The sequence below is a fragment of the Pseudomonas sp. H3_E07 genome (genome assembly GCF_054668895.1).
This window is the reverse complement of sequence record NZ_CP162795.1, coordinates 3858743-3878945: the sequence shown is the minus strand read 5'-3', so window position 1 is coordinate 3878945 and position 20203 is coordinate 3858743. Positions and strand designations below refer to the sequence as shown.

At 60.3% G+C, this 20203-nt stretch carries 16 protein-coding genes; 6 read left to right on the top strand and 10 right to left on the bottom strand.

What is annotated here, in order from left to right:
* Window positions 1-218: 218 nt before the first annotated feature.
* Entirely contained in the window at window positions 219-1679 is a 1461-nt protein-coding gene (mltF, locus tag AB4O08_RS17765; protein ID WP_010207950.1) for a membrane-bound lytic murein transglycosylase MltF, read from the top strand.
* A gap of 136 nt (window positions 1680-1815) precedes the next feature.
* On the opposite strand, the gene AB4O08_RS17760 is transcribed toward mltF, so the two are convergent.
* The 5 genes from AB4O08_RS17760 to treP all read right to left on the bottom strand — a co-directional run bounded on the left by AB4O08_RS17760 (window position 1816) and on the right by treP (window position 9312).
* Window positions 1816-2094, bottom strand: a complete 279-nt coding sequence (locus tag AB4O08_RS17760) for a PTS transporter subunit EIIB (protein WP_010207949.1) — start codon at window positions 2092-2094, stop codon at window positions 1816-1818.
* Window positions 2095-2096: 2 nt separating this feature from the next.
* Complete coding sequence (gene ptsP / locus AB4O08_RS17755) at window positions 2097-4613, bottom strand: phosphoenolpyruvate--protein phosphotransferase (protein WP_460114250.1); 2517 nt, start codon at window positions 4611-4613, stop codon at window positions 2097-2099.
* A 184-nt stretch (window positions 4614-4797) separates the two neighbouring features.
* Entirely contained in the window at window positions 4798-6018 is a 1221-nt protein-coding gene (locus tag AB4O08_RS17750) for a carbohydrate porin (protein WP_460114249.1), read from the bottom strand.
* A 69-nt stretch (window positions 6019-6087) separates the two neighbouring features.
* The gene (treC, locus tag AB4O08_RS17745; protein WP_010207945.1) at window positions 6088-7734 is read right to left on the bottom strand and encodes an alpha,alpha-phosphotrehalase; all 1647 of its coding nucleotides are present in this window, start codon (window positions 7732-7734) and stop codon (window positions 6088-6090) included.
* Window positions 7735-7869: 135 nt separating this feature from the next.
* Window positions 7870-9312, bottom strand: coding sequence for a PTS system trehalose-specific EIIBC component (gene treP / locus AB4O08_RS17740; RefSeq protein ID WP_106119588.1), 1443 nt, complete (start codon window positions 9310-9312; stop codon window positions 7870-7872).
* Between the two features lie 238 nt (window positions 9313-9550).
* On the opposite strand from treP, the gene treR reads away from it, so the two are divergent.
* Window positions 9551-10255, top strand: a complete 705-nt coding sequence (gene treR / locus AB4O08_RS17735; RefSeq protein ID WP_010207942.1) for a trehalose operon repressor — start codon at window positions 9551-9553, stop codon at window positions 10253-10255.
* Between the two features lie 13 nt (window positions 10256-10268).
* On the top strand, window positions 10269-11039 hold the full coding sequence (locus tag AB4O08_RS17730) for an APH(3')-II family aminoglycoside O-phosphotransferase (protein WP_460114248.1): 771 nt from the start codon (window positions 10269-10271) through the stop codon (window positions 11037-11039).
* Window positions 11040-11202: 163 nt separating this feature from the next.
* Here AB4O08_RS17730 and AB4O08_RS17725 read toward each other — a convergent pair whose 3' ends face one another.
* The 5 genes from AB4O08_RS17725 to AB4O08_RS17705 form a co-directional block, all read right to left on the bottom strand.
* Window positions 11203-11760, bottom strand: a complete 558-nt coding sequence (locus AB4O08_RS17725) for a hypothetical protein (RefSeq protein ID WP_010207940.1) — start codon at window positions 11758-11760, stop codon at window positions 11203-11205.
* A gap of 340 nt (window positions 11761-12100) precedes the next feature.
* Window positions 12101-13678: a glutamine-hydrolyzing GMP synthase gene (gene guaA, locus AB4O08_RS17720; protein WP_010207938.1), complete on the bottom strand. Its 1578-nt coding sequence runs from the start codon at window positions 13676-13678 to the stop codon at window positions 12101-12103.
* A gap of 80 nt (window positions 13679-13758) precedes the next feature.
* Window positions 13759-15228, bottom strand: a complete 1470-nt coding sequence (guaB, locus tag AB4O08_RS17715) for an IMP dehydrogenase (RefSeq protein ID WP_010207937.1) — start codon at window positions 15226-15228, stop codon at window positions 13759-13761.
* 152 nt (window positions 15229-15380) lie between these two features.
* Window positions 15381-15929, bottom strand: coding sequence for a hypothetical protein (locus AB4O08_RS17710; protein WP_021492272.1), 549 nt, complete (start codon window positions 15927-15929; stop codon window positions 15381-15383).
* A 137-nt stretch (window positions 15930-16066) separates the two neighbouring features.
* Entirely contained in the window at window positions 16067-16834 is a 768-nt protein-coding gene (locus tag AB4O08_RS17705; protein WP_010207934.1) for a sulfite exporter TauE/SafE family protein, read from the bottom strand.
* 99 nt (window positions 16835-16933) lie between these two features.
* Here AB4O08_RS17705 and AB4O08_RS17700 point away from each other — a divergent pair, with 99 nt between their 5' ends.
* The 3 genes from AB4O08_RS17700 to AB4O08_RS17690 are packed head-to-tail and all read left to right on the top strand — an operon-like array spanning window position 16934 to window position 20039.
* Complete coding sequence (locus tag AB4O08_RS17700; protein ID WP_045791650.1) at window positions 16934-17824, top strand: LysR family transcriptional regulator; 891 nt, start codon at window positions 16934-16936, stop codon at window positions 17822-17824.
* Between the two features lie 10 nt (window positions 17825-17834).
* On the top strand, window positions 17835-19214 hold the full coding sequence (xseA, locus tag AB4O08_RS17695) for an exodeoxyribonuclease VII large subunit (protein ID WP_010207928.1): 1380 nt from the start codon (window positions 17835-17837) through the stop codon (window positions 19212-19214).
* 3 nt (window positions 19215-19217) lie between these two features.
* Window positions 19218-20039, top strand: coding sequence for a M23 family metallopeptidase (locus AB4O08_RS17690; protein WP_010207926.1), 822 nt, complete (start codon window positions 19218-19220; stop codon window positions 20037-20039).
* The last annotated feature ends 164 nt before the right edge of the window (window positions 20040-20203 follow it).

Sequence of the window (20203 nt, the reverse complement as noted above, 5' to 3'; positions counted from 1 at the left end):
CACCCGAAACGCTACCGGTGGCTGCTGCCGGACGTCAGTTGGCTGGATTACACCCCTTTCGAGGGGCCAGGCCGGGCATTCGGCGCAGTTATTTTAACCGTCACAATCCCTCGCCAAGCCCCGTTTCTGCGGGCTGCAGCACAGTTTTGCCGGCGCTAGCAGACAAGACCCGCGCTGTCGAGATATGGCGCCGTGGGCCGTTTGCGTATACTGCGCAGATGTTCTCCCCAACTGCTTTGCGCCCGCGATGCGCCAAATGGCTCATCGCCACCGGACTCTTCCTGATGCTCAGCGCCTGTGTTGATAAACCCAGCACGCTCGAGCGAATCAAGGAGGATGGCGTATTGCGGGTGGTCACCCGGAACAGTCCGGCGACCTATTTCCAGGACCGCAACGGTGAAACCGGTTTCGAATACGAACTGGTCAAGCGCTTCGCCGATGACCTGGGCGTGAAACTGGAGATCGAGACCGCCGACAACCTCGACGACCTGTTCGGCCAACTGGGCAAACCCAATGGCCCGGTTCTCGCGGCGGCCGGCCTGGTCAGCAGCGAACAGCGCCAGACCCAGGTACGTTTCTCCCATCCTTACCTGGAAGTTACCCCGCAGATCATCTACCGCAACGGCCAGTCGCGCCCGACCAACGCGGCAGACCTGGTGGGCAAGAAGATCATGGTGCTCAAGGGCAGCACCCACGCCGAACAACTGGCAGAGCTTAAAAAACAGAACCCTGCGATTGAATACGAAGAATCCGACGCCGTTGAAGTCGTCGACCTGTTGCGCATGGTGGACGAAGGGCAAATCGACCTGACCCTGGTGGACTCCAACGAAGTGGCGATGAACCAGGTGTACTTCCCCAACGTGCGCGTGGCGTTCGACCTGGGCAACGCCAGCAACCAGAGCTGGGCCGTGGCCGCGGGGGAAGACAACAGCCTGCTCAACGAAATCAACAGCTACCTGGATAAAGTCGAAAAGAACGGCACGTTGCAGCGTCTGAAAGACCGCTACTACGGGCACGTCGATGTTCTCGGCTATGTGGGTGCCTACACCTTCGCCCAGCATCTGCAGCAGCGCTTGCCCAAATACGAGAAACACTTCCGCGCCTATGCCAAGGCAGAAAAGGTCGATTGGCGCCTGCTGGCCGCCATCGGTTATCAGGAATCGCTGTGGCAGCCGGCCGTCACCTCCAAGACCGGCGTACGCGGTTTGATGATGCTGACCCAGAACACCGCCCAGGCGATGGGCGTGTCCAACCGCCTGGACCCCAAGCAAAGCATTATGGGCGGCGCCAAGTACCTGGCCAAGATCAAGGACGAGCTGGACGACAGCATTGCCGAACCGGATCGCACCTGGTTCGCCCTTGCCGCCTACAACGTCGGCACCGGCCACCTGGAAGATGCCCGCACGCTGGCCAAGCGCGAAGGCTTGAACCCGAACAAGTGGCTGGACGTGAAGAAGATGCTGCCGCGCCTGTCGCAGAAGCAGTGGTACAGCAAGACCCGCTACGGTTATGCGCGCGGCGGTGAGCCGGTGCATTTTGTGGCGAACATCCGGCGGTATTACGACATTCTTACCTGGGTGACGCAGCCACAGTTAGAGGGTAACCAGGTGGTTGAGGGCAACCTGCACGTGCCGGGTGTGGATAAGACCAAGCCGCCGGAAGATAACCCGCAGTTGTAAGACGCACTCCCAAACACCCTAAGACTAATGTGGGAGCGGGCTTGCTCGCGAAAGCGGTGAGTCAGTCGCTACACAGGCTGACTGATACACCGCATTCGCGAGCAAGCCCGCTCCCACATTTGGATCTCCACTAGGCTTAGAGGCCGGTGATCAGATGCACCACCCCATCTGCCAACACCATACCCCCCGGAACACCCGCAGCCTTTAACGCCGCAGCATCCATCTTCGCCACATCCTGCAACTGCACCCTCACCCGCGTCAGCGCCACGCGCTGCTGCGACTTGAGGTTATCCGCCCCACCCAACGCGTTCAGCACCTCGGCCGACAACAGACTTTGCTTCGGCGCAGTGACGGTCTCGGCAATCAAATCCGGCGTCAGGGCTTTCCAGAATGCCCTCTGTAATTTCTCGAACATGTTCAGTGCTCCACGACAGGTGAGGATTCAACAGTAGCCGCGTGATATTGGCGCAGGGCCTCACGCACTTCGGCGGCTTCTTCCAAGCCCAACACCTGGCGGGCGATGATCTGGCAGTCAGCCAGATCCAGCTCGCGCACAGTGGCCTTGATGGTGGGGATCAACGGCACGCTGACTGACAACTCGTCGACGCCCAGCCCGATCAACACCGGCACGGCCAGCGCTTCGGAGGCCAATGCGCCGCATACGCCTACCCACTTGCCGTGGGCATGGGCGGCCTTGACCGTGGTGGCGATCAGGCGCAACACCGCCGGGTGGAAGCTGTCGGCCTGGTTGGCCAGGCGCGGGTGGTCGCGGTCCATGGCCAGGGTGTATTGGGTCAGGTCGTTGGTGCCGATGGAGAAGAAATCCACATGGGGCGCGAACACGTCCGCCATCAGCGCCGCCGAGGGCACTTCAATCATGATGCCCAGCTTCGGCAACTCAGTGAGCCCCAGTGCCAGCGCTTCCTCCTCCAGGATCTTGCGTGCCAGGTGCAGCTCCGACAGCAGGCTGACCATCGGCAACATGATGTGCAGCCGCGCAAAACCGGCACTGGCGAGGATCGCGCGGAATTGTTCGCGCAGCAGTTGCGGACGCTCCAGGCATAAACGGATACCGCGCAGGCCGAGAAAGGGGTTGGTCTCGGCGTCCATCGGCACATAGGCCAAAGGTTTGTCGCCACCGACGTCGAGGGTGCGCACCACCAGGTTGCGCTCGGTGCCCAGGGCACGGGCGATCGCGGTGTAGGTGCCGGCTTGCTCCTCGGGGCTTGGCGCGCGGTTGCGGTCCAGGTAGAGAAACTCCGAACGCAACAGGCCAACGCCTTCGCCGCCGAGGGTCAGGGCGTGCTCGACTTCCTGCAACGAGGCCACGTTGGCGGTCACTTCGACGTGATGGCCGTCGCGGGTGGTGGCCGGTAGAGATGCCTGCGCCACGTCGCGCTGATGGCGCAGCACCTGGTGTTTGCGGGCGGCCTCCAACTGTTCGATCTCGGCCAGGTTCGGCTCCAGGTGCAACTCGCCTTTGTCGGCGTCGAGCAGCACCTGCTTGCCATTGGCCAACGCCAACACCTGGGCCGGAACACCGCAAATAGCCGGCAGGCCCAGGGCGCGGGCGAGGATCGCGACGTGGCTGGTCGCACCACCCGCGACAGTGACAAAACCCAGCACCTTGCGTGTATCCAGGCTGGCCGTCTGCGAAGGCGTCAGTTGCTCGGCGATCAGGATCGCGCGCTCCGGCAAATCCCAGGCACTGTCCTGAATACCCAGGATCAGTTTAAGCACGCGCTGGCCGACGTCCGCCAGGTCTGCCGCACGCTCGGCGATCAGTGCATTGCCCACCCCCTGGAAGAGCGTGACGGTGGCGAGCGTTGCACTGTTCCAGGCAAAGGCGGCACTCTTGCCTTCCCCCAGCAGGCGGTGGGCGTGTTCCAGTAAGGTCGGGTCTTCGAGCAGCTCCTGATGTGCGCGAAAAATCTCTGCCTGGGCGCTGCCGGCAGCCTTGTCCTGCAACACCTGCAACGCTTTATTGGCGGCGAGCAGGCCACGCGTCAAAGCAGCACGTTCCGTTGCTCCGCCGGTGCCTTGCTCCGTGATGACCAGCTCCGGATCAGTCACTTGAACGACTTGCCCAAACGCCGAGCCCGGCGATGCACACACGCCCCGCAGCAAGGTCGCCGACGACTGCGTTGCGACCGGCTCGGCAACGTTCACCACCGCCTCGCCACACCCTTCAGCCAACAAGGCCACCAACGCCTTGATCGCCGCCTCGGCGTCCTCCCCCGCCGCGCTCACTTGCAAGGTATCGCCCTGCACGGTTTGCAACGCCATGATCGCCACCAGCGATTTAGCGTTGGCGCTCTGGGTTTGCTTGTGCAGGTAAATGCTTGCGTTGAACCCCTTCGCCGCCTGGGCGAACACCGCTGCCGGGCGCGCGTGCAGACCGTTGGCGTTGGGCAAGGTCAGCGGCTTGGAGAACAGCGCATCGCCCTCCTCCTCGTCCACTGCTTCGACGGCTCCACTTGGGGATAACTGCAACAGCGGCTGGCCCGTTTCCACCAGGCCGTCTGCCAACAGGCTGAATGGCTCGCCGCTGACCACCAGCATCAACGTCAGCAAACTGCGTGCATTGAGCGCCACGTAGTCGGCATCGAATTCGATCAGCGGCTGCCCGGCCTCCACCCGCTGGCCTTCCTGCACCAGCCGGGTGAAGCCTTGGCCCGCGAGGTTCACGGTGTCCAGGCCGATATGCATCAACACCTGGACGCCGTTGTCGTCAGTGACACTGACCGCATGCCCACTGTCCTGGATATTGCTGATCACCCCGGCCAGCGGCGCGCAAAGCGTCTGTGACGTAGGGTCGATGCACAGGCCATCGCCGATCAGGCGGCTGGAAAAAACCGGATCAGGCACTTTGTCCAGCGCCAGCAGTACACCCGATAAGGGCGCCAGCAATTCCAGGGGTTGAGTTGTGGTCATGACTTCACCTGCTGTTTTGTTCTGTAAAAATCATTGGGTGGATGTGAGTCCTGGGATGACGAAGATCAAATGTGGGAGCGGGCTTGCTCGCGAAAGCGGTGGGTCATCCAATACATGTGTCGCCTGATACACCGCATTCGCGAGCAAGCCCGCTCCCACATTTAGTCCGCGTACATTTACAGATTTACTTCCACCAGTATTCGACTTGCACGCCAACATTCGCCCCATGCCGCGCCGTGCCATAGGAACCGGTGTCGGACAACGCCGAGCCCGCCGCCAATTCATTCGCCGCGCGCTTGGCCGCTTTGTTCCAGGTGGCATAGGTGTAGTACAAACGCACTTCCGGCCTGGCCCAGAACTCCGGGCCTTTGGGCGACCAGGTCGGGGCGAAGGTAAATTTGCTCAGTTTGCGCGTGCCACCGGTGGCGTCGACTTGGTCATGCCCAAGTTCGGTGACCAGTTTGAACTGCTCGCTGATCGCGTAAGCCGGGCGCACACCGAGGGACATCCAGGTCTGATCCTGGCTGCCGGGACGAATATCCTTCTGGTACACCGCCTCGATCTGCCCACCAAAACGCGGGGTTACCTGCCAGTCGAAAAACTCCACGGCGCGGTAACTTTTGCTGCTCTTATCCAGGAAGGTATTGCCGGTATAGCCCAGGCCGGTGCCGGGGCCTTCGCCGTACTGCAGGGCGAACTTGTTCTTGCCACCGAGGAAAGGCTTTTGCACGTGCTGCGCGGTGAGCGCCCAACCACTGTTGGTGTCACGCCCGCCGGCTTTTTCGATGTAGCTTAGACCCAGCTCCAGCTCGCCGCCGGGGTTGGTCTTGAAGCCCGCGACGTTGAAGTCGTGACGGGTAGCGTATTCCTTCTGGTACAGGTTGTCCTTGCGCGAAATAGCGTAGCTGTATTTGAGATCACCGATCAGCACGTCCTCGATACCCCCGCCCGTGGCGCTCTGGTTCCAGTAGTAGAAGTCGGAGATATGGATGTCGTTACGTTTGTAGTAACGCCGGCCGGCCCACAGCGAACCGCCATTGAGGCTGGGCAGGTTGGACCACTGCGCATACATCTGCGGCATGCGCGCCGAGCCGTTGTTTTCGCCCTGGAACTTCAGCGCGCGGTCGTACTTGTTGTAGAGCGATGCCATGGCATCGACGCTGAGCACTGAGCCGTCATCGAGGGTGAGCAGGTCCTGGCGCAATTCCAGCTCGGCGTACTGTTCGCATTCGTTACCCAGACGGTACTTGGTTTGCGCCCCTGGCAGCTGGAAGCATTGCTGTGGGCCGCTGCCCGTCGAAGTACCCGCGCCGCTGCGCAGGTAACCGGCAAATTCCAGGGCTTGAGCGCCAAACGGCAGGCCCAGACAAGACGCAACAAGGCCCAGCTTTATTGTTGTTTTCATGAAGCACTCCGATATTTTTATTATGGTTTTTGAAGCGCCCCGTGCTCCCACACGGGGTTGCAGCGGGTCTCAATCCGTGAGGTGCAGCACAAACGATTCGTAAGGACGCAGCGTGACCGTGGCGGTACGTTGCGGGCAGTCGGGGTAGTTGCTGATCAGCACGCGCTGTTCGCGGGCCGGGTTGATCACGTTGTCCGGCAGTTGGATCTCGCAGGGCGTGCCGTAGAAGTTGTTCAGCACCAGCAGGCGCTCGCCATGGCCTTCACGCAGGTACGCCCAGACCCGCAAGTGGTCTTGCAGCAGTGGGCGGTAAACACCTTCCTGGATCAGCGGTTCGTGACGACGCAAGGCAATCAGCGCGCGGTAGTGATGCAGCACCGAGTCCGGGTCATCCAGTTGGCTTTCGACGTTGATCTGCGCCGCGTTGGCCGGAATGCCAATCCAGGGCTCACCGGTGCTGAAACCGGCGTTTTCCCCGGCATTCCACTGCATTGGCGTACGCCCGTTATCCCGCGACTTCTGCATGATCGCCGCCATGCTTGACGCCTCGGGCTCACCGGCATCGCGCTTGAGGCGGAAGATGTTCAGCGACTCCACGTCACGGTATTGCTCGATCCTGTCAAAGCCCGGATTGGTCATGCCCAGCTCTTCGCCCTGGTACACATACGGCGTGCCCTGGAGGAAGTGCAGCGCAGTCGCCAGCATCTTCGCCGAGACCACACGATGCTCGCCGTCATTGCCGAAACGCGAGACCACCCGTGGCTGGTCGTGGTTACACCAGAACAACGCGTTCCATCCACCGCCGGCCTGCATGCCCAGTTGCCAGTCGGTGAAGATCTGCTTGAGTTGCAGGAAGTCGAAATCCGCCTTCACCCACTTTTGCAGGTTCGGGTAGTCGACTTTCAGGTGATGAAAGTTGAAGGTCATCGACAGCTCTTTCGACTCCGGCCGCGAGTAGCGGATGCAGTGCTCCAGGCTGGTGGACGACATTTCGCCGACGTTGATCAGGTCATGCCCTTCGAAGACTTCGCGGTGCATTTCCTGCAGGTATTCGTGCACGTTCGGGCCGTCGGTGTAGAAACGGCGGCCGTCAGTGTTGTCCTCGGGAAAATCGGCGGGCTTGGAGATCAGGTTGATCACGTCCAGGCGGAAACCACCCACACCCTTGTCGCGCCAGAAGCGCATCAGCTTGAACACCTCGGCGCGCACCTTGGGGTTGTCCCAATTGAGGTCGGCCTGGGTGTGATCGAACAGGTGCAGGAAGTACTGGCCGGTCTGCGCCTCGTATTCCCAGGCCGAGCCGCCGAACTTGGATTCCCAGTTGTTCGGCTGGTCGCGCCAGATGTAGAAGTCGCGGTAGGGGTTGTCGAGGCTGCTGCGCGCCTGCTGGAACCACTCGTGCTCGATGGACGTGTGGTTGACCACGATGTCGAGCATCAGCTTGATGCCACGCTTGGCCGCTTCGCTGATCAGCAGATCGCAGTCAGCCATGGTCCCGTAGCTGGGGTCGATGGCGTAGTAGTCGCTGATGTCGTAGCCGTTATCCCGTTGCGGCGAGCGCAGGAATGGCGTGATCCAGAGGCAGTCGACACCGAGCCATTTGAGGTAGTCGAGTTTGTCCACGATGCCCAGCAGGTCACCGGTGGCGTTACCCGCGTGGCTGTGGAAGCTTTTGGGGTAGATCTGGTAGATCACCGAGTGTTGCCAGTCTTGCATGGTGGGTTCCTTCAGTAGAGTTGTGTGCTGGCCTTCAGGGCCCCTTCGCGAGCGAGTCGAGTCGTCGCACCGCCGCGCCCACAGGTTGGAATGCATTTCAAATGTGGGAGCTGGCTTGCCTGCGATAGCAATCGATCAAGCGACGCGATACCCCGGCCGAACAATTTTCATGCTCAACCCACAGGTCAAAACAAACGGCACCACCATCGCGATGACCATGCCGATCACAAACACCGCAATGGATTGCGGCACGATCGAGATAAACCCAGGCAAGCCCCCCACCCCAATGGCCGACGCCTGCACCTTGTTCAGCGCGAGGAAAATGCTGCCCAACGCCGAGCCCACGAGGGCCGCATAAAAGGGAAATTTGAAGCGCAGGTTCACCCCGAACATCGCCGGTTCAGTGATGCCGAAGTACGCGGAAATCGCTGAGGTGGACGCCATGCTTTTGTCCCGCGCATTGCGGGTGGTGTAGAACACCGCGAGCGCGGCGCTGCCCTGGGCCAGGTTGGACATGACGATCATCGGCCAGATGAAGGTGCCGCCCTGGGTGGAGATCAGTTGCAGGTCCACGGCGAGGAACATGTGGTGCATGCCGGTGATCACCAGCGGGGCGTACAGCAGGCCGAAAATCGCCCCGCCCACCATCGGCGCCAGGTCAAACAGGGTGACCACGCCTTCGGTGATCAGGATGCCGAGGTGACGGGTCACCGGACCGATAATGGCCAGGGCGAGCACGCCAGTGACGACGATGGTGGTAATCGGCACGACCAGCAGTTGAATCGCATTGGGCACTCGCGCCCGCAGCCATTTCTCAATCACGCTCATCACATAGGCGGCCATCAGGATCGGCAGGATCTGCCCCTGATAACCCACTTTCTCAATCTTGAACCAACCGAAAATATCGAAGTACGGCAGGCTCTGGCCGTCCAGCCCGGCGACCGCCTTGCCGTAGTTCCAGGCGTTGAGCAAATCCGGATGCACCAGCATCAGGCCAAGCACGATGCCGAGGATTTCACTGCCGCCAAAACGTTTGGCCGCCGACCAGCCCACCAGCGCCGGGAGGAACACGAACGAGGTGTTGGCCATCAGGTTGATCAGGCTCCACAGGCCATCCAGGTTCGGATAGGCCTCCAGCAGCGTCTTGCCCTCGATGAACATGCCCTGGGCGCCCATCAGGTTGTTCACACCCATCAACAGGCCGGCAATGATCAGCGCAGGCAGGATCGGCATGAACACGTCGGAGAACACCCGCACCAGACGCTGCATCGCGTTGGTCTTGTCGGCGCCCTTCTTCTTCACGTCGGCGATGGTGGCGGCGGCGAGGCCGGTCTGTTCGCGCAGGGCGGCGTAGACCTTCTCCACTTCGCCGGGGCCGATCACCACCTGGAACAACCCACCGGTGAAGAACGACCCCTTGACCAGGTCGACCTGGTTCAGTGCGCTGCTGTTGACCAGGCTCGGGTCCTTGAGTGCCAGGCGCAGGCGGGTAACACAATGGGCAGCTTGCTCAAGATTGTCGCTGCCCCCGAGGTTCTCGAGAATCTCGCGGGCGATGGTCGAATAGTCGTGGCTCATGCTTGGTTTCCACTTTGATTTTTTTATTGGGGGACAGTCATTGGCAGCACGCCGAGGCCAAAAGTACTCGTCTGTACGAGTTAAAGCAACAACTCGTCTGTACGAGTTACACTTTGTTTATTTTTTGTAGGACAGCGCATCGCTGCAAGCCGCATAAAGCCAAGGGTCTAATGGACAAACACCCTCTCTGCCACTAAGGTTCCTGCCTTGACCGCAACCCCGGCAAAGAGCCATCCCCATGAGCAAATACAACCAGATCTATACGGATCTGCTTGCCAGCATCACCACCGAACGCCTGCAGCGCGGCACACGCCTTCCCTCCGAAACCGAACTGATGGACAGCTACCAGGCCAGCCGAGGCACCGTGCGTCGGGCCATCGAGCAGTTGCAGGAGCGAGGGTTTGCGCAAAAGATCCACGGCAAGGGTACTTTCGTGTTGTCGCCCAACCCGATCGAGTTCCAACTGGGCGGTATCGTCAGCTTCCACGAAACCCACGCCGACCTGGGCGATGACGTGCACACAGAAGTGGTCGAATTCACTCAATTCCCGCTGGAAGGTTCACTGCTGCAACACATCGAAGCAGAACCCGGCACCCTGATCACCCGTATCAAACGGGTACGGCGCATCGGCGGCAAACGGGTGATCCTCGACATCAACCACTTCGTGGCCGACGTGATCCCCGGCCTGGACCGCTCGATTGCCGAACAGTCGATCTACGCCTTTATCGAACAGACATTGCAGCTGCAAATTGCCTACGCCCAACGCACCATCGAAGCCCTGCCACGCGGCAAGGACGACCAGACCCACCTGGACCTCGAAGGGCAGAGCCATGTGATCGTGGTGAGTAACCAGACGTTTTTGCAGGACGGGCGGCAGTTCGAGTACACCGAGTCGCGGCATACGTTGGATAAGTTTTATTTTTCGGACATTGCGCGTCGGTAAGCCGGAAACATCCATGAAAATTCCAAACAAATGGCGTGAACAATACCCTGATGCGCTCATTGAGCAGCAAGTCATCGGCGAATCGCGCGCAGATGTCTTTCGCCTGCGCCAGGACGACGGCCCGGACCTGTTCCTGAAGTCCGAACCCCTTGAGGAACACGGTGAGCTGGCAGACGAAATCGAGCGGCTTCGGTGGCTGCGGCAAGTTGATCTGCCTGCGCCTGGGGTCCTGGATGAAGTGAAAGAAGACCATCGCCATTGGCTGCTGATGACCACCGTGCCCGGACAGAACCTGGCCAGCGCCAACGAGCTTTCTGCCGCGCAGGTCATCCACATACTGGCGACAGCGCTGCGTACGTTGCATCAGCTTCCTGTCGCACTTTGCCCCTTCGATCACTCACTTGATCAACGTATCACCCGCGCCCGGGAACACGTCAGCGCGGGGCTGGTGGACGCGTCGGACTTTGACGACGAGCGACTGGGGCGAAGTGCCGAGGACGTGTTTGCCGAACTGTTGTCGACCCAGCCAAAGACCCATGATCGGGTCGTCACCCACGGCGACGCCTGCCTGCCGAACTTCATGACAGCCGATGGTCGCTTCAGCGGTTTCATCGACTGCGGTCGCCTGGGGATCAGTGACCGTTATCAAGACCTGGCCCTGGCAGCGCGAAGTATTGAACGCAACCTGGGCCAGGCATGGGTGAAGCCCTTTTTTCAGGTGTATGGTGTGGAGCCCGATGAGCAGCGTCTGAAGTTCTATTGTTTGCTGGACGAGTTTTTTTGACTTGGCCTGCAGCCTGAAACACAAAACCCCGGCACCTGGCCGGGGTTTTGTTATTCAACGCTCGCCTGAGTACTGCATCACTCTCGCGGCGTGGTCATCGACGGTAGCGCGTCGATAACACCCCATCACGCTCAGCCTTTGCCTCTCAAGGATCTCTGCGCAGTCAGTTTGCGCCGGCATCTTTTTTCGGAACGCCAATGGTCTTGCGCTCACCCGTTGCGGAGACTTCGTACACGTTCATGACCCACGTGTCGGCGATCACGGTTTCAACCACGTAATTTTTCTTCGCTTGCGGGGTGAATTGCTGCGCAACAGGCTGCTCTTTGTCGAACGGCGTAGGCATGGGAATACCGTTAAAGGTAAACGGTTTGTCCTTGACCTCCCCTTTCACGAACAACGTTTTGTCCGCCTCGACCAGCTTACTGACGCTGTCAGTACCACCGCCGATTTTCTTCAGATAAGCCGGTATGCGCTTGAAGTAAGCAGAGTCGTAAACCCGCTCCCCCACGCTCACAAATCCAGTATTGGCATACCCGTACGTGTAACTGACAGGACGATCACCCTCACCGCCTATGGTACGGAAAGTCACGCTGGCTTGATGGTCATTCATGGCCAGTGGAACGACCGGCTCTGAAGTAAGATCACCCGCCTGACGGCTGCTGCAGCCAGTCATGATAAGAGCGAAAGTGATCGCGAGCGGAAACGCCAAAGAAGTTTTCATTCGATCCCTGAATAGTCTAAAAGAAGGCCTTTGTAGAGCCATCTGCAGAGTGAAAGTTCCACATACGCCCGAGCTGACCGAGCCTACGGAATCCAGCCTGACGACGATGCAAAACGCCCTCAAGCTCGGTTTCGCTGGGTGACGTGGGCTTCGTCAGCGGCACTGAAAAAATCTCAGTCCCGATGAGCGGCGCAGCGGCTGCCAATGAGACAGCACATCTATATAAAAATGTGCCTTGAAGGAACCGGGCTGGCGCAGCTGGCGGAGATAATGTTTAACGCCTGTACCGACAAAAACAAAAGCCCGCTTTACGCGGGCCTTTGTGTAGTGCGATGAGGGATCACTCCCACTCAATCGTCGCCGGCGGCTTGCTCGACACGTCATAGGTCACGCGCGAAATGCCTTCGATTTCATTGATGATACGGCCGCTGACAGTTTCCAGCAGTTCGTACGGCAGGTGTGCCCAGCGGGCGGTCATGAAGTCGATGGTTTCCACGGCACGCAGGGCCACGACCCAGGCGTAACGACGGCCATCGCCGACAACGCCAACGGACTTGACCGGCTGGAACACCACGAAAGCCTGGCTGACTTTGTGGTACCAGTCGGCTTTGCGCAGTTCTTCGATGAAGATGTGGTCGGCGCGACGCAGCAGGTCGGCGTATTCCTTCTTCACTTCACCGAGGATCCGCACGCCCAGGCCTGGGCCTGGGAATGGGTGGCGGTAGACCATGTCGTACGGCAGGCCCAGCTCCAGGCCCAGACGGCGGACTTCGTCCTTGAACAGTTCGCGCAGCGGCTCTACCAGCTTGAGGTTCATTTCCTCAGGCAGGCCACCCACGTTGTGGTGGGACTTGATCACGTGGGCCTTGCCGCTCTTGGCGCCGGCCGACTCGATCACGTCGGGGTAGATGGTGCCTTGGGCGAGGTATTTGATGTTGTCCAGTTTGCTGGACTGGGCATCGAACACGTCAATGAAGGTACGGCCGATGATCTTGCGCTTCTTCTCCGGGTCGGACTCGCCGGCCAGGTTGTTGAGGAACTGGTCCTCGGCGTTGGCGCGGATCACCTTGACGCCCATGTTCTCGGCAAACATAGCCATCACTTGCTCGCCTTCGTGCAGGCGCAGCAGGCCGTTGTCGACGAACACGCAGGTCAGTTGATCGCCAATGGCTTTGTGCAGCAGGGCGGCTACCACGGAGGAGTCAACGCCGCCGGACAGGCCGAGCAATACGTTGTCGGTGCCGACCTGGGCGCGCACCTGGGCGATGGCGTCTTCAGCGATTTTCGACGGGGTCCACAGGGCTTCACACTCGCAGATGTCGAGGATGAAGCGCGACAGGATGCGGCCGCCTTGCTTGGTGTGGGTCACTTCCGGGTGGAACTGCACGCCGTAGTAACGACGTTCGTCGCTGAACATGCCGGCGATCGGGCAGCTTGGGGTGCTGGCCAGGATGTGGAAGTCTTCCGGCATCTTGGTGACTTTGTCACCGTGGCTCATCCACACGTCGAGGCCGAACAGGCCGTCGGCGTCGATGTGGTCTTCGATGCCGTCCAACAGACGGCTCTTGCCGACCACGTCCACACGGGCATAACCGAATTCACGCAGCTCGGAGCCTTCCACCTTGCCGCCCAGTTGCTCGGCCATGGTCTGCATGCCGTAGCAGATGCCGAACACCGGTACGCCCAGGTCGAAGACCGCTTGCGGGCAGCGCGGGCTGTTGGCTTCGTGCACGGATTCTGGACCACCGGCGAGGATGACGCCTTTCGGTGCGAATTCGCGGATCGCTTCGTCGTCCATGTCGAACGGATGCAGTTCGCAGTACACGCCGATTTCACGCACGCGGCGGGCGATCAGCTGGGTGTACTGGGAACCGAAATCGAGGATCAGGATGCGGTGGGCGTGAATGTCGAGGGCCATGAAGTCAGTCTCGTCTAATGAATCAGAAACAACTCGGGGCTGAAGAACAGCCCCGGTTACTTAACATTTTGCTGGAAGCTTCAACCTACGCGGTAGTTTGGCGCTTCCTTGGTGATCTGCACGTCGTGGACATGGGATTCAGCCATGCCGGCGCCGGTGATCCGTACGAACTCTGGCTTGGTGCGCATTTCTTCGATGTCGGCGCTGCCGGTGTAGCCCATCGAGGAACGCAGGCCGCCCATCAGTTGATGGATGATCGCGCTCAGGGTGCCTTTGTACGGCACACGGCCTTCGATGCCTTCCGGTACGAGCTTCTCGGCGCCTGCCGAGGAGTCCTGGAAGTAACGGTCGGAAGAACCTTGCGCCTGGGACATGGCGCCCAGCGAACCCATGCCACGGTAAGCCTTGTAGGAACGGCCCTGGAACAGTTCGATCTCGCCTGGCGCTTCTTCAGTACCGGCGAACATCGAGCCCATCATCACGCAGGAAGCGCCGGCCACGATGGCCTTGGACAGGTCACCGGAGAAACGGATGCCGCCGTCGGCGATCAACGGAACGCCAGTGCCTTCAAGGGCGGCGGCGACGTTGGCGATGGCGCTGATTTGCGGCACGCCCACACCCGCAACGATACGCGTGGTGCAGATCGACCCTGGGCCGATACCGACCTTGACGGCGTCCGCGCCCGCTTCGGCCAGGGCCTTGGCAGCAGCGCCGGTGGCGATGTTGCCGCCGATCACTTGCACTTCAGGGAAGTTCTGTTTGACCCAACGCACGCGGTCGATCACGCCTTTGGAGTGACCGTGGGCAGTGTCGACCACCACCACGTCAACACCGGCAGCGACCAGGGCCGAAACACGGTCACCGGTGTCTTTACCAGTGCCGACCGCCGCGCCGACGCGCAGACGACCTTGGTCATCCTTGCTGGCCAGTGGGTAAGCCTTGGCTTTTTCGATGTCGTTGACGGTCATCATGCCTTTGAGGGCGAACTTGTCGTCGACGATCAGCACGCGCTCGATGCGGTGCTTGTGCAGCAGTTCGCGCACATCGTTCTTGTCGGCGCCTTCCTTGACAGTGACCAGACGCTCTTTCGGCGTCATCACTTCACGGACAGTGACTTCAAGACGGTTCTCGAAACGCACGTCACGGGAAGTGACGATGCCGACCAGGTCCCCATCGTGCAGCACCGGAACGCCGGAGATGTTGTGCAGACGGGTCAGGTCGAACAGGTCACGCACGGTGGCGTCGGCTTCGATGGTGATTGGATCTTTCACCACACCGGCTTCGTAACGCTTGACCTTGCGCACTTCGGCAGCTTGCTGCTCGATGGTCATGTTCTTGTGGATGATGCCGATGCCGCCTTCCTGAGCCATGGCGATGGCCAGACGGGCTTCAGTGACGGTGTCCATGGCAGCGGAAACAAGAGGAATATTCAGCTCGATGCCACGGGTTAGGCGGGTCTTGAGACTGACTTCGTTAGGAAGCACCTCGGAATAACCGGGCACTAGGAGAATGTCGTCGAATGTCAGAGCTTCTTGGCTGATACGCAGCATCGCGGGGGCTCCCGAGCGGGAAAATGGAAGCGCGCCATTATATACATGCACCCTGTCGGGCTCAATGTAAAACTCTGACAAACTTGGTAATACTGATAGATGGAGAAAATCTACTGCCTTTCTGTCGGCGCGAGCTCGCACCTACAGACAGATTAAAGCTCGACTTTGACCCAACTCATCTTCTGGTCCAACCAATCGGCAAATTCGTCGATAAAGCTCTGCTTGAACCCCGCTTCTGCCCAGTTATTGAAGATGAATCCCAAGTTGGAAAACCCGCATTCCTGCAGGAAAAGAAACCCGTTGATGTCGTCTTCATGCCCACACAGCGGGCACGTGAAGTTGTCGGTGTGGCCGGGCATCCAGTCTTCCAGGCTTTCGAACAGCGCTTCGCCGACTTCCTTGCGGCATTCCGGGCAACCGGCTTCTTCGAGAAAGCCCTTGGCCGGCGTGTAGATGCAACGCTTGTAGATGATCTCCAGGCCGTTGATCGGCTCGTTGAACGGCAACGCCTCGGGGTACAACACCACAGCGCGGGCGCCGTCGGCCAAGGCATAGCCCATGCGGTTGCCGGTGCGGCCACAGGTGGTCAGCTCTTCCTTGATGATGTTCTTGCGCACCAGCCAGCGCACGATCGCCCGGGCGCGGGGTTCGTGGACGGGCAAGGTGGAGATTTTCGGAACAAGGATGCTTTGGGAATTCATGGGAGTCCTGCGGTGTGGCGTCTGACGCCATCGCGGGCAAGCCCGGCTCCCACGGTTGATCGCATTCCAGTGTGGGAGCCGGGCTTGCCCGCGATGGGGCCCTGAAGGCTGGCAGCTTAATCCCTGCTCCACACAGGTCAAGTACTCAAATACCGTCCAATCAATGCTATGCCACTGGCAAGCACCAGCCAGGTCACCAACCGCACAAACGCCTCGCGCGACATGCGCATCGTCAGCCTGCGCCCACACCACAGCCCCAGGGCCATCGCCGGCAACAGGCACAGCGCCAACATCAGCAGCGGCAGATCCGCATACACCCCGGCAACCAGGAACAGGCTCAGGCGCACCACCGTGCTGCAGCTGATCAGCGCGCTTTGCGTGGCACGCGCCGCGTCCTTGGGCAGGCGGCTGTTCAGGTAGATCGCATATAAAAAGCCACCACTGCCAAACAGTGCCCCAAACAACCCGCCAACCGTACCCATGGGAATCGACCAAGCGCTCGCGAGCTGCGTCGGTCGCGCTTTCACCGCCAAGCTGTAAATCGCGTAGGCACTGATAAACAGCCCCATCAATAGCAGCAATAGATCCGAGTGCAGATTGAGCAAAAACACCACGCCGAGTGTGCAACCGATAGCCATGCACGGCAGCAAGCGCAGCAATTCCGGTTTGTTCACATCCCGCCGCGATTGCAGCAGGTTGCCAAACGCCGCGACAAAATCCAGCAGCACCAGCAGTGGGATGATCTTCGACAGCGGCATAAACAGTATCAGGATCGGCCCCGCGACCAGTGCTGTGCCGAAACCGGCGATGCCAAACACGATGTAGGCCACCACCACACCCACGCCGATCACCAACCAATCCGCACCACCAAACGACCACTGACTCATCAGCTCAACCGGGCTCATGGGTAATTCCTTATTAGAGATGGCCTTCACTTTAGCCAGCGGCCAGGGATGCGACTAATATCTTCAAAGCCCTCCACCCATCTCGAAAAGGCATGACGCGTGATATCCACCCGCCAACTGCGTTACTTCGTCGAAATCGCCGACAGCGGCAGCTTCAGCGCCGCCGCCGAGCGCCTGTTTGTGGCGCAGTCAGCCTTGAGCCGGCAGATCAAAGAGCTGGAAACACAGTTGCAAACGCCACTGTTCGAGCGCACTGCACGCCAACCACGACTCACTGCGGCAGGTGAAGCGTTCTACCCGCGAGCACGCAATCTGCTGAGCGAACTGCTCAAGGCCAGCGAGATGGCGACGCAGGTAGGTAATGGCGAACGGGGGACGCTGCGCCTGAGCCATTCGAGCACGGTGCCGATGAGCGGTCCATTGCTGCAGGGTATCAGCACCTGGCTGGAACGCTGCCCAGGGGTGTCGATGGATATCGTCAAACTGTCCTCCGAAGCGCAGCTGGAACAGATCGCTGATGGTCGCATGGACGTTGGGCTGTTGCGCCTGCCCGTGTTGCGCCAGCGCGAAGGCGTACGCGTCGTGCCTTTATATAGCGAGCAGCTGTTGCTGGCGGTGCCGCCGAATCACGCACTCGCGCGCAGCCATTCGCCTATCGCACTGGAGCAGTTGAAGGACGAAGCGTTCATCTCGATTCCCCATCCCCAGCGCGGCGGCTTGAGTTATCTGTCAGCCGAATTGTGCATGCGTGCAGGATTCTTCCCCAAGGCCGCACGGGTGATGTCACGCAAGACCACCCAATTGCAGTTGATCCAGGCCGGCTTCGGTATTGCCTTGTTACCAAAATCCATGCAGAACATCGCCCCCACCAACCTGCACTTTTTGCCCCTGGCCGACCCGGACTGCCTCAGCACCGTGGCCCTGGCCTGCGTACAGACCCCAAGCGCGCTGGTGGAGCAATTCTGCCAAACCTTGCACGAATGCCTATAAACTGCCGCCCATGATTAAAGATCCTTTTGCCCGCCTGGGCCTGGACCGCGAAGTCCTGACTGTCAGCCAGCTCAACGGCCGTGCGCGGGTGTTGCTGGAAGACGTGTTCACCAATATCTGGGTCGAAGGCGAGATCTCCAACCTTGCCCGCCCGGCCTCTGGTCATGTGTATTTCACCCTCAAGGACAGCGGCGCGCAGGTGCGTTGCGCGCTGTTTCGCAACAACGCCGCGCGGGTGCGTCAGGCGTTGAAAGATGGCCTGGCAGTGAAGGTGCGCGGCAAGGTTTCGCTGTTCGAGGGCCGGGGTGATTACCAGCTGATCCTGGATACCGTGGAGCCCGCCGGTGATGGAGCATTGCGCCTGGCGTTCGATGCACTGAAGGAAAAACTCAGCGCCGAAGGCTTGTTCAGCGCCGAACGCAAAGTGCCGTTGCCGGCGCACCCTCGGCGCATTGGCATCATCAGTTCGCCGACTGGCGCGGTAATCCGCGACATCATCAGTGTGTTCCGGCGTCGCGCACCCAACATTGAACTGACGCTGATCCCGACCGCCGTGCAAGGCCGCGAAGCGATCCCGCAAATTGTGCGCGCATTGAAACTGGCAGATGCGCGTGGCTTCGATGCGCTGATCCTGGCCCGGGGCGGTGGTTCGCTGGAAGACCTCTGGTGTTTCAACGAAGAAGCTGTGGCCCGTGCGGTGGACGCTTGCGTCACGCCAATCGTCAGCGCTGTCGGGCATGAGACCGATGTGTCCATCAGCGATTTCGTGGCCGACGTCCGCGCCCCGACGCCCTCCGCTGCAGCGGAATTGCTCGCGCCGGACGCCAGCCATCTGGTGCGCCAGGTCGAGAACCTGCATCGCCGCCTGGTGATGCTGATGCGCAACCGCCTGAGCCACGACCGCCTGCGCCTGGAGGGCATGGCGCGACGTCTGCGTCACCCTGGCGAGCGCCTGCGCCAGCAAGCCCAGCGCCTGGATGATCTGGACATGCGCCTGCGCCGAGCTTTCGAGCGCAGCCTCAATACCCGCCGTGAGCGCCTGATCCGCCTGGAAACCCGCCTCGCCGGCCAACACCCTGGCAGGCAACTGGCGTTGCTGCGCCAACGCCTGGACAGCCTCGCCGAACGCCTGCCCCGCGCCATGCGCGAAGGCCTCAAGTCGCGGCGCCTGCAGCTGCAAAGCCAGATGCAGACGCTGCACGTGGTCAGCCCGCTGGCGACCCTGGGCCGTGGTTACAGCATCCTGCTGGACGAACGCGGCCAGGCCATTCGCAATGCCGCCCAAACCCACACCGGCCAGCGCCTCACCGCACGTCTCGGTGAGGGCCAATTGCAAGTGCGGGTGGAAGACAACCACCTGACACCCGTCACCCTTTCGTTATTGGACTAACTGATGCCACGTCTCTTTAGTGTGTTGATGCTGCTGTGCCTTGCCTTTAATGCTCATGCCGATAGCTACATCATCCGCACCTTGAACAAGCCGGTGCCGGGTGGGGTTGCCGTGGTCGAACTGGGCCCTTCCGCCGCTGCGCCCAAAGCCACGTACCAGGGCAAGCCGGTGTTGGTGGTGAAGGAGGCGGACAACTGGCTGGCGATTGTCGGCATTCCGTTGACGGTCAAGCCCGGCAATGAACGTATCACCAGCGGCGGGCGCAACCTGCCGTTTATCGTCGGCTACAAGAAGTACCCCGAACAGCGCATCACCCTGAAAAACAAAAGCCAGGTGAATCCCGACCCGGCGCAGCTCAAGCGCATCGAGGCGGAACTGGCGGTGCAGATCAAGGCTTACCGCAGTTTCAGCCCGAACTTGCCGAGCAACCTGGTGTTGGACAAACCCGTAAACGGGCCACTGTCGAGCAAGTTTGGCGTGCGGCGGTTCTTCAACGGTGAGGAGCGCAACCCCCATTCAGGCCTGGACTTTGCCGTGCCGGCCGGTACACCGATCAAGACGCCGGCCAACGGTAAAGTGATTCTGGTGGGCAACTACTTCTTCAACGGCAATACCGTGTTCGTCGACCACGGACAGGGCTTTATCAGCATGTTCTGCCACATGTCGAAGATCGACGTGAAAGTCGGTGATCAGCTCACGCGTGGCACGGTGGTTGGCAAAGTCGGCGCCACGGGCCGCGCGACCGGGCCGCATATGCACTGGAACATCAGCCTGAACGATGCACGGGTCGACCCGGCGATCTTTATCGGCGCGTTCCAGCCCTGAAATGCTCGATTGCGCGCCTGATAATGGGCGCGCAATTAAAACCAGCCCTCGACACATCCTCAGGCACAAAATCTCGTTTCCTACGTAGATAGCAGAACTTCTCTCAATTTTTCGCGACTGCTTGCCATCTTTCACCCCGGCGGTTAGGGTTGAGCTTATGAAAA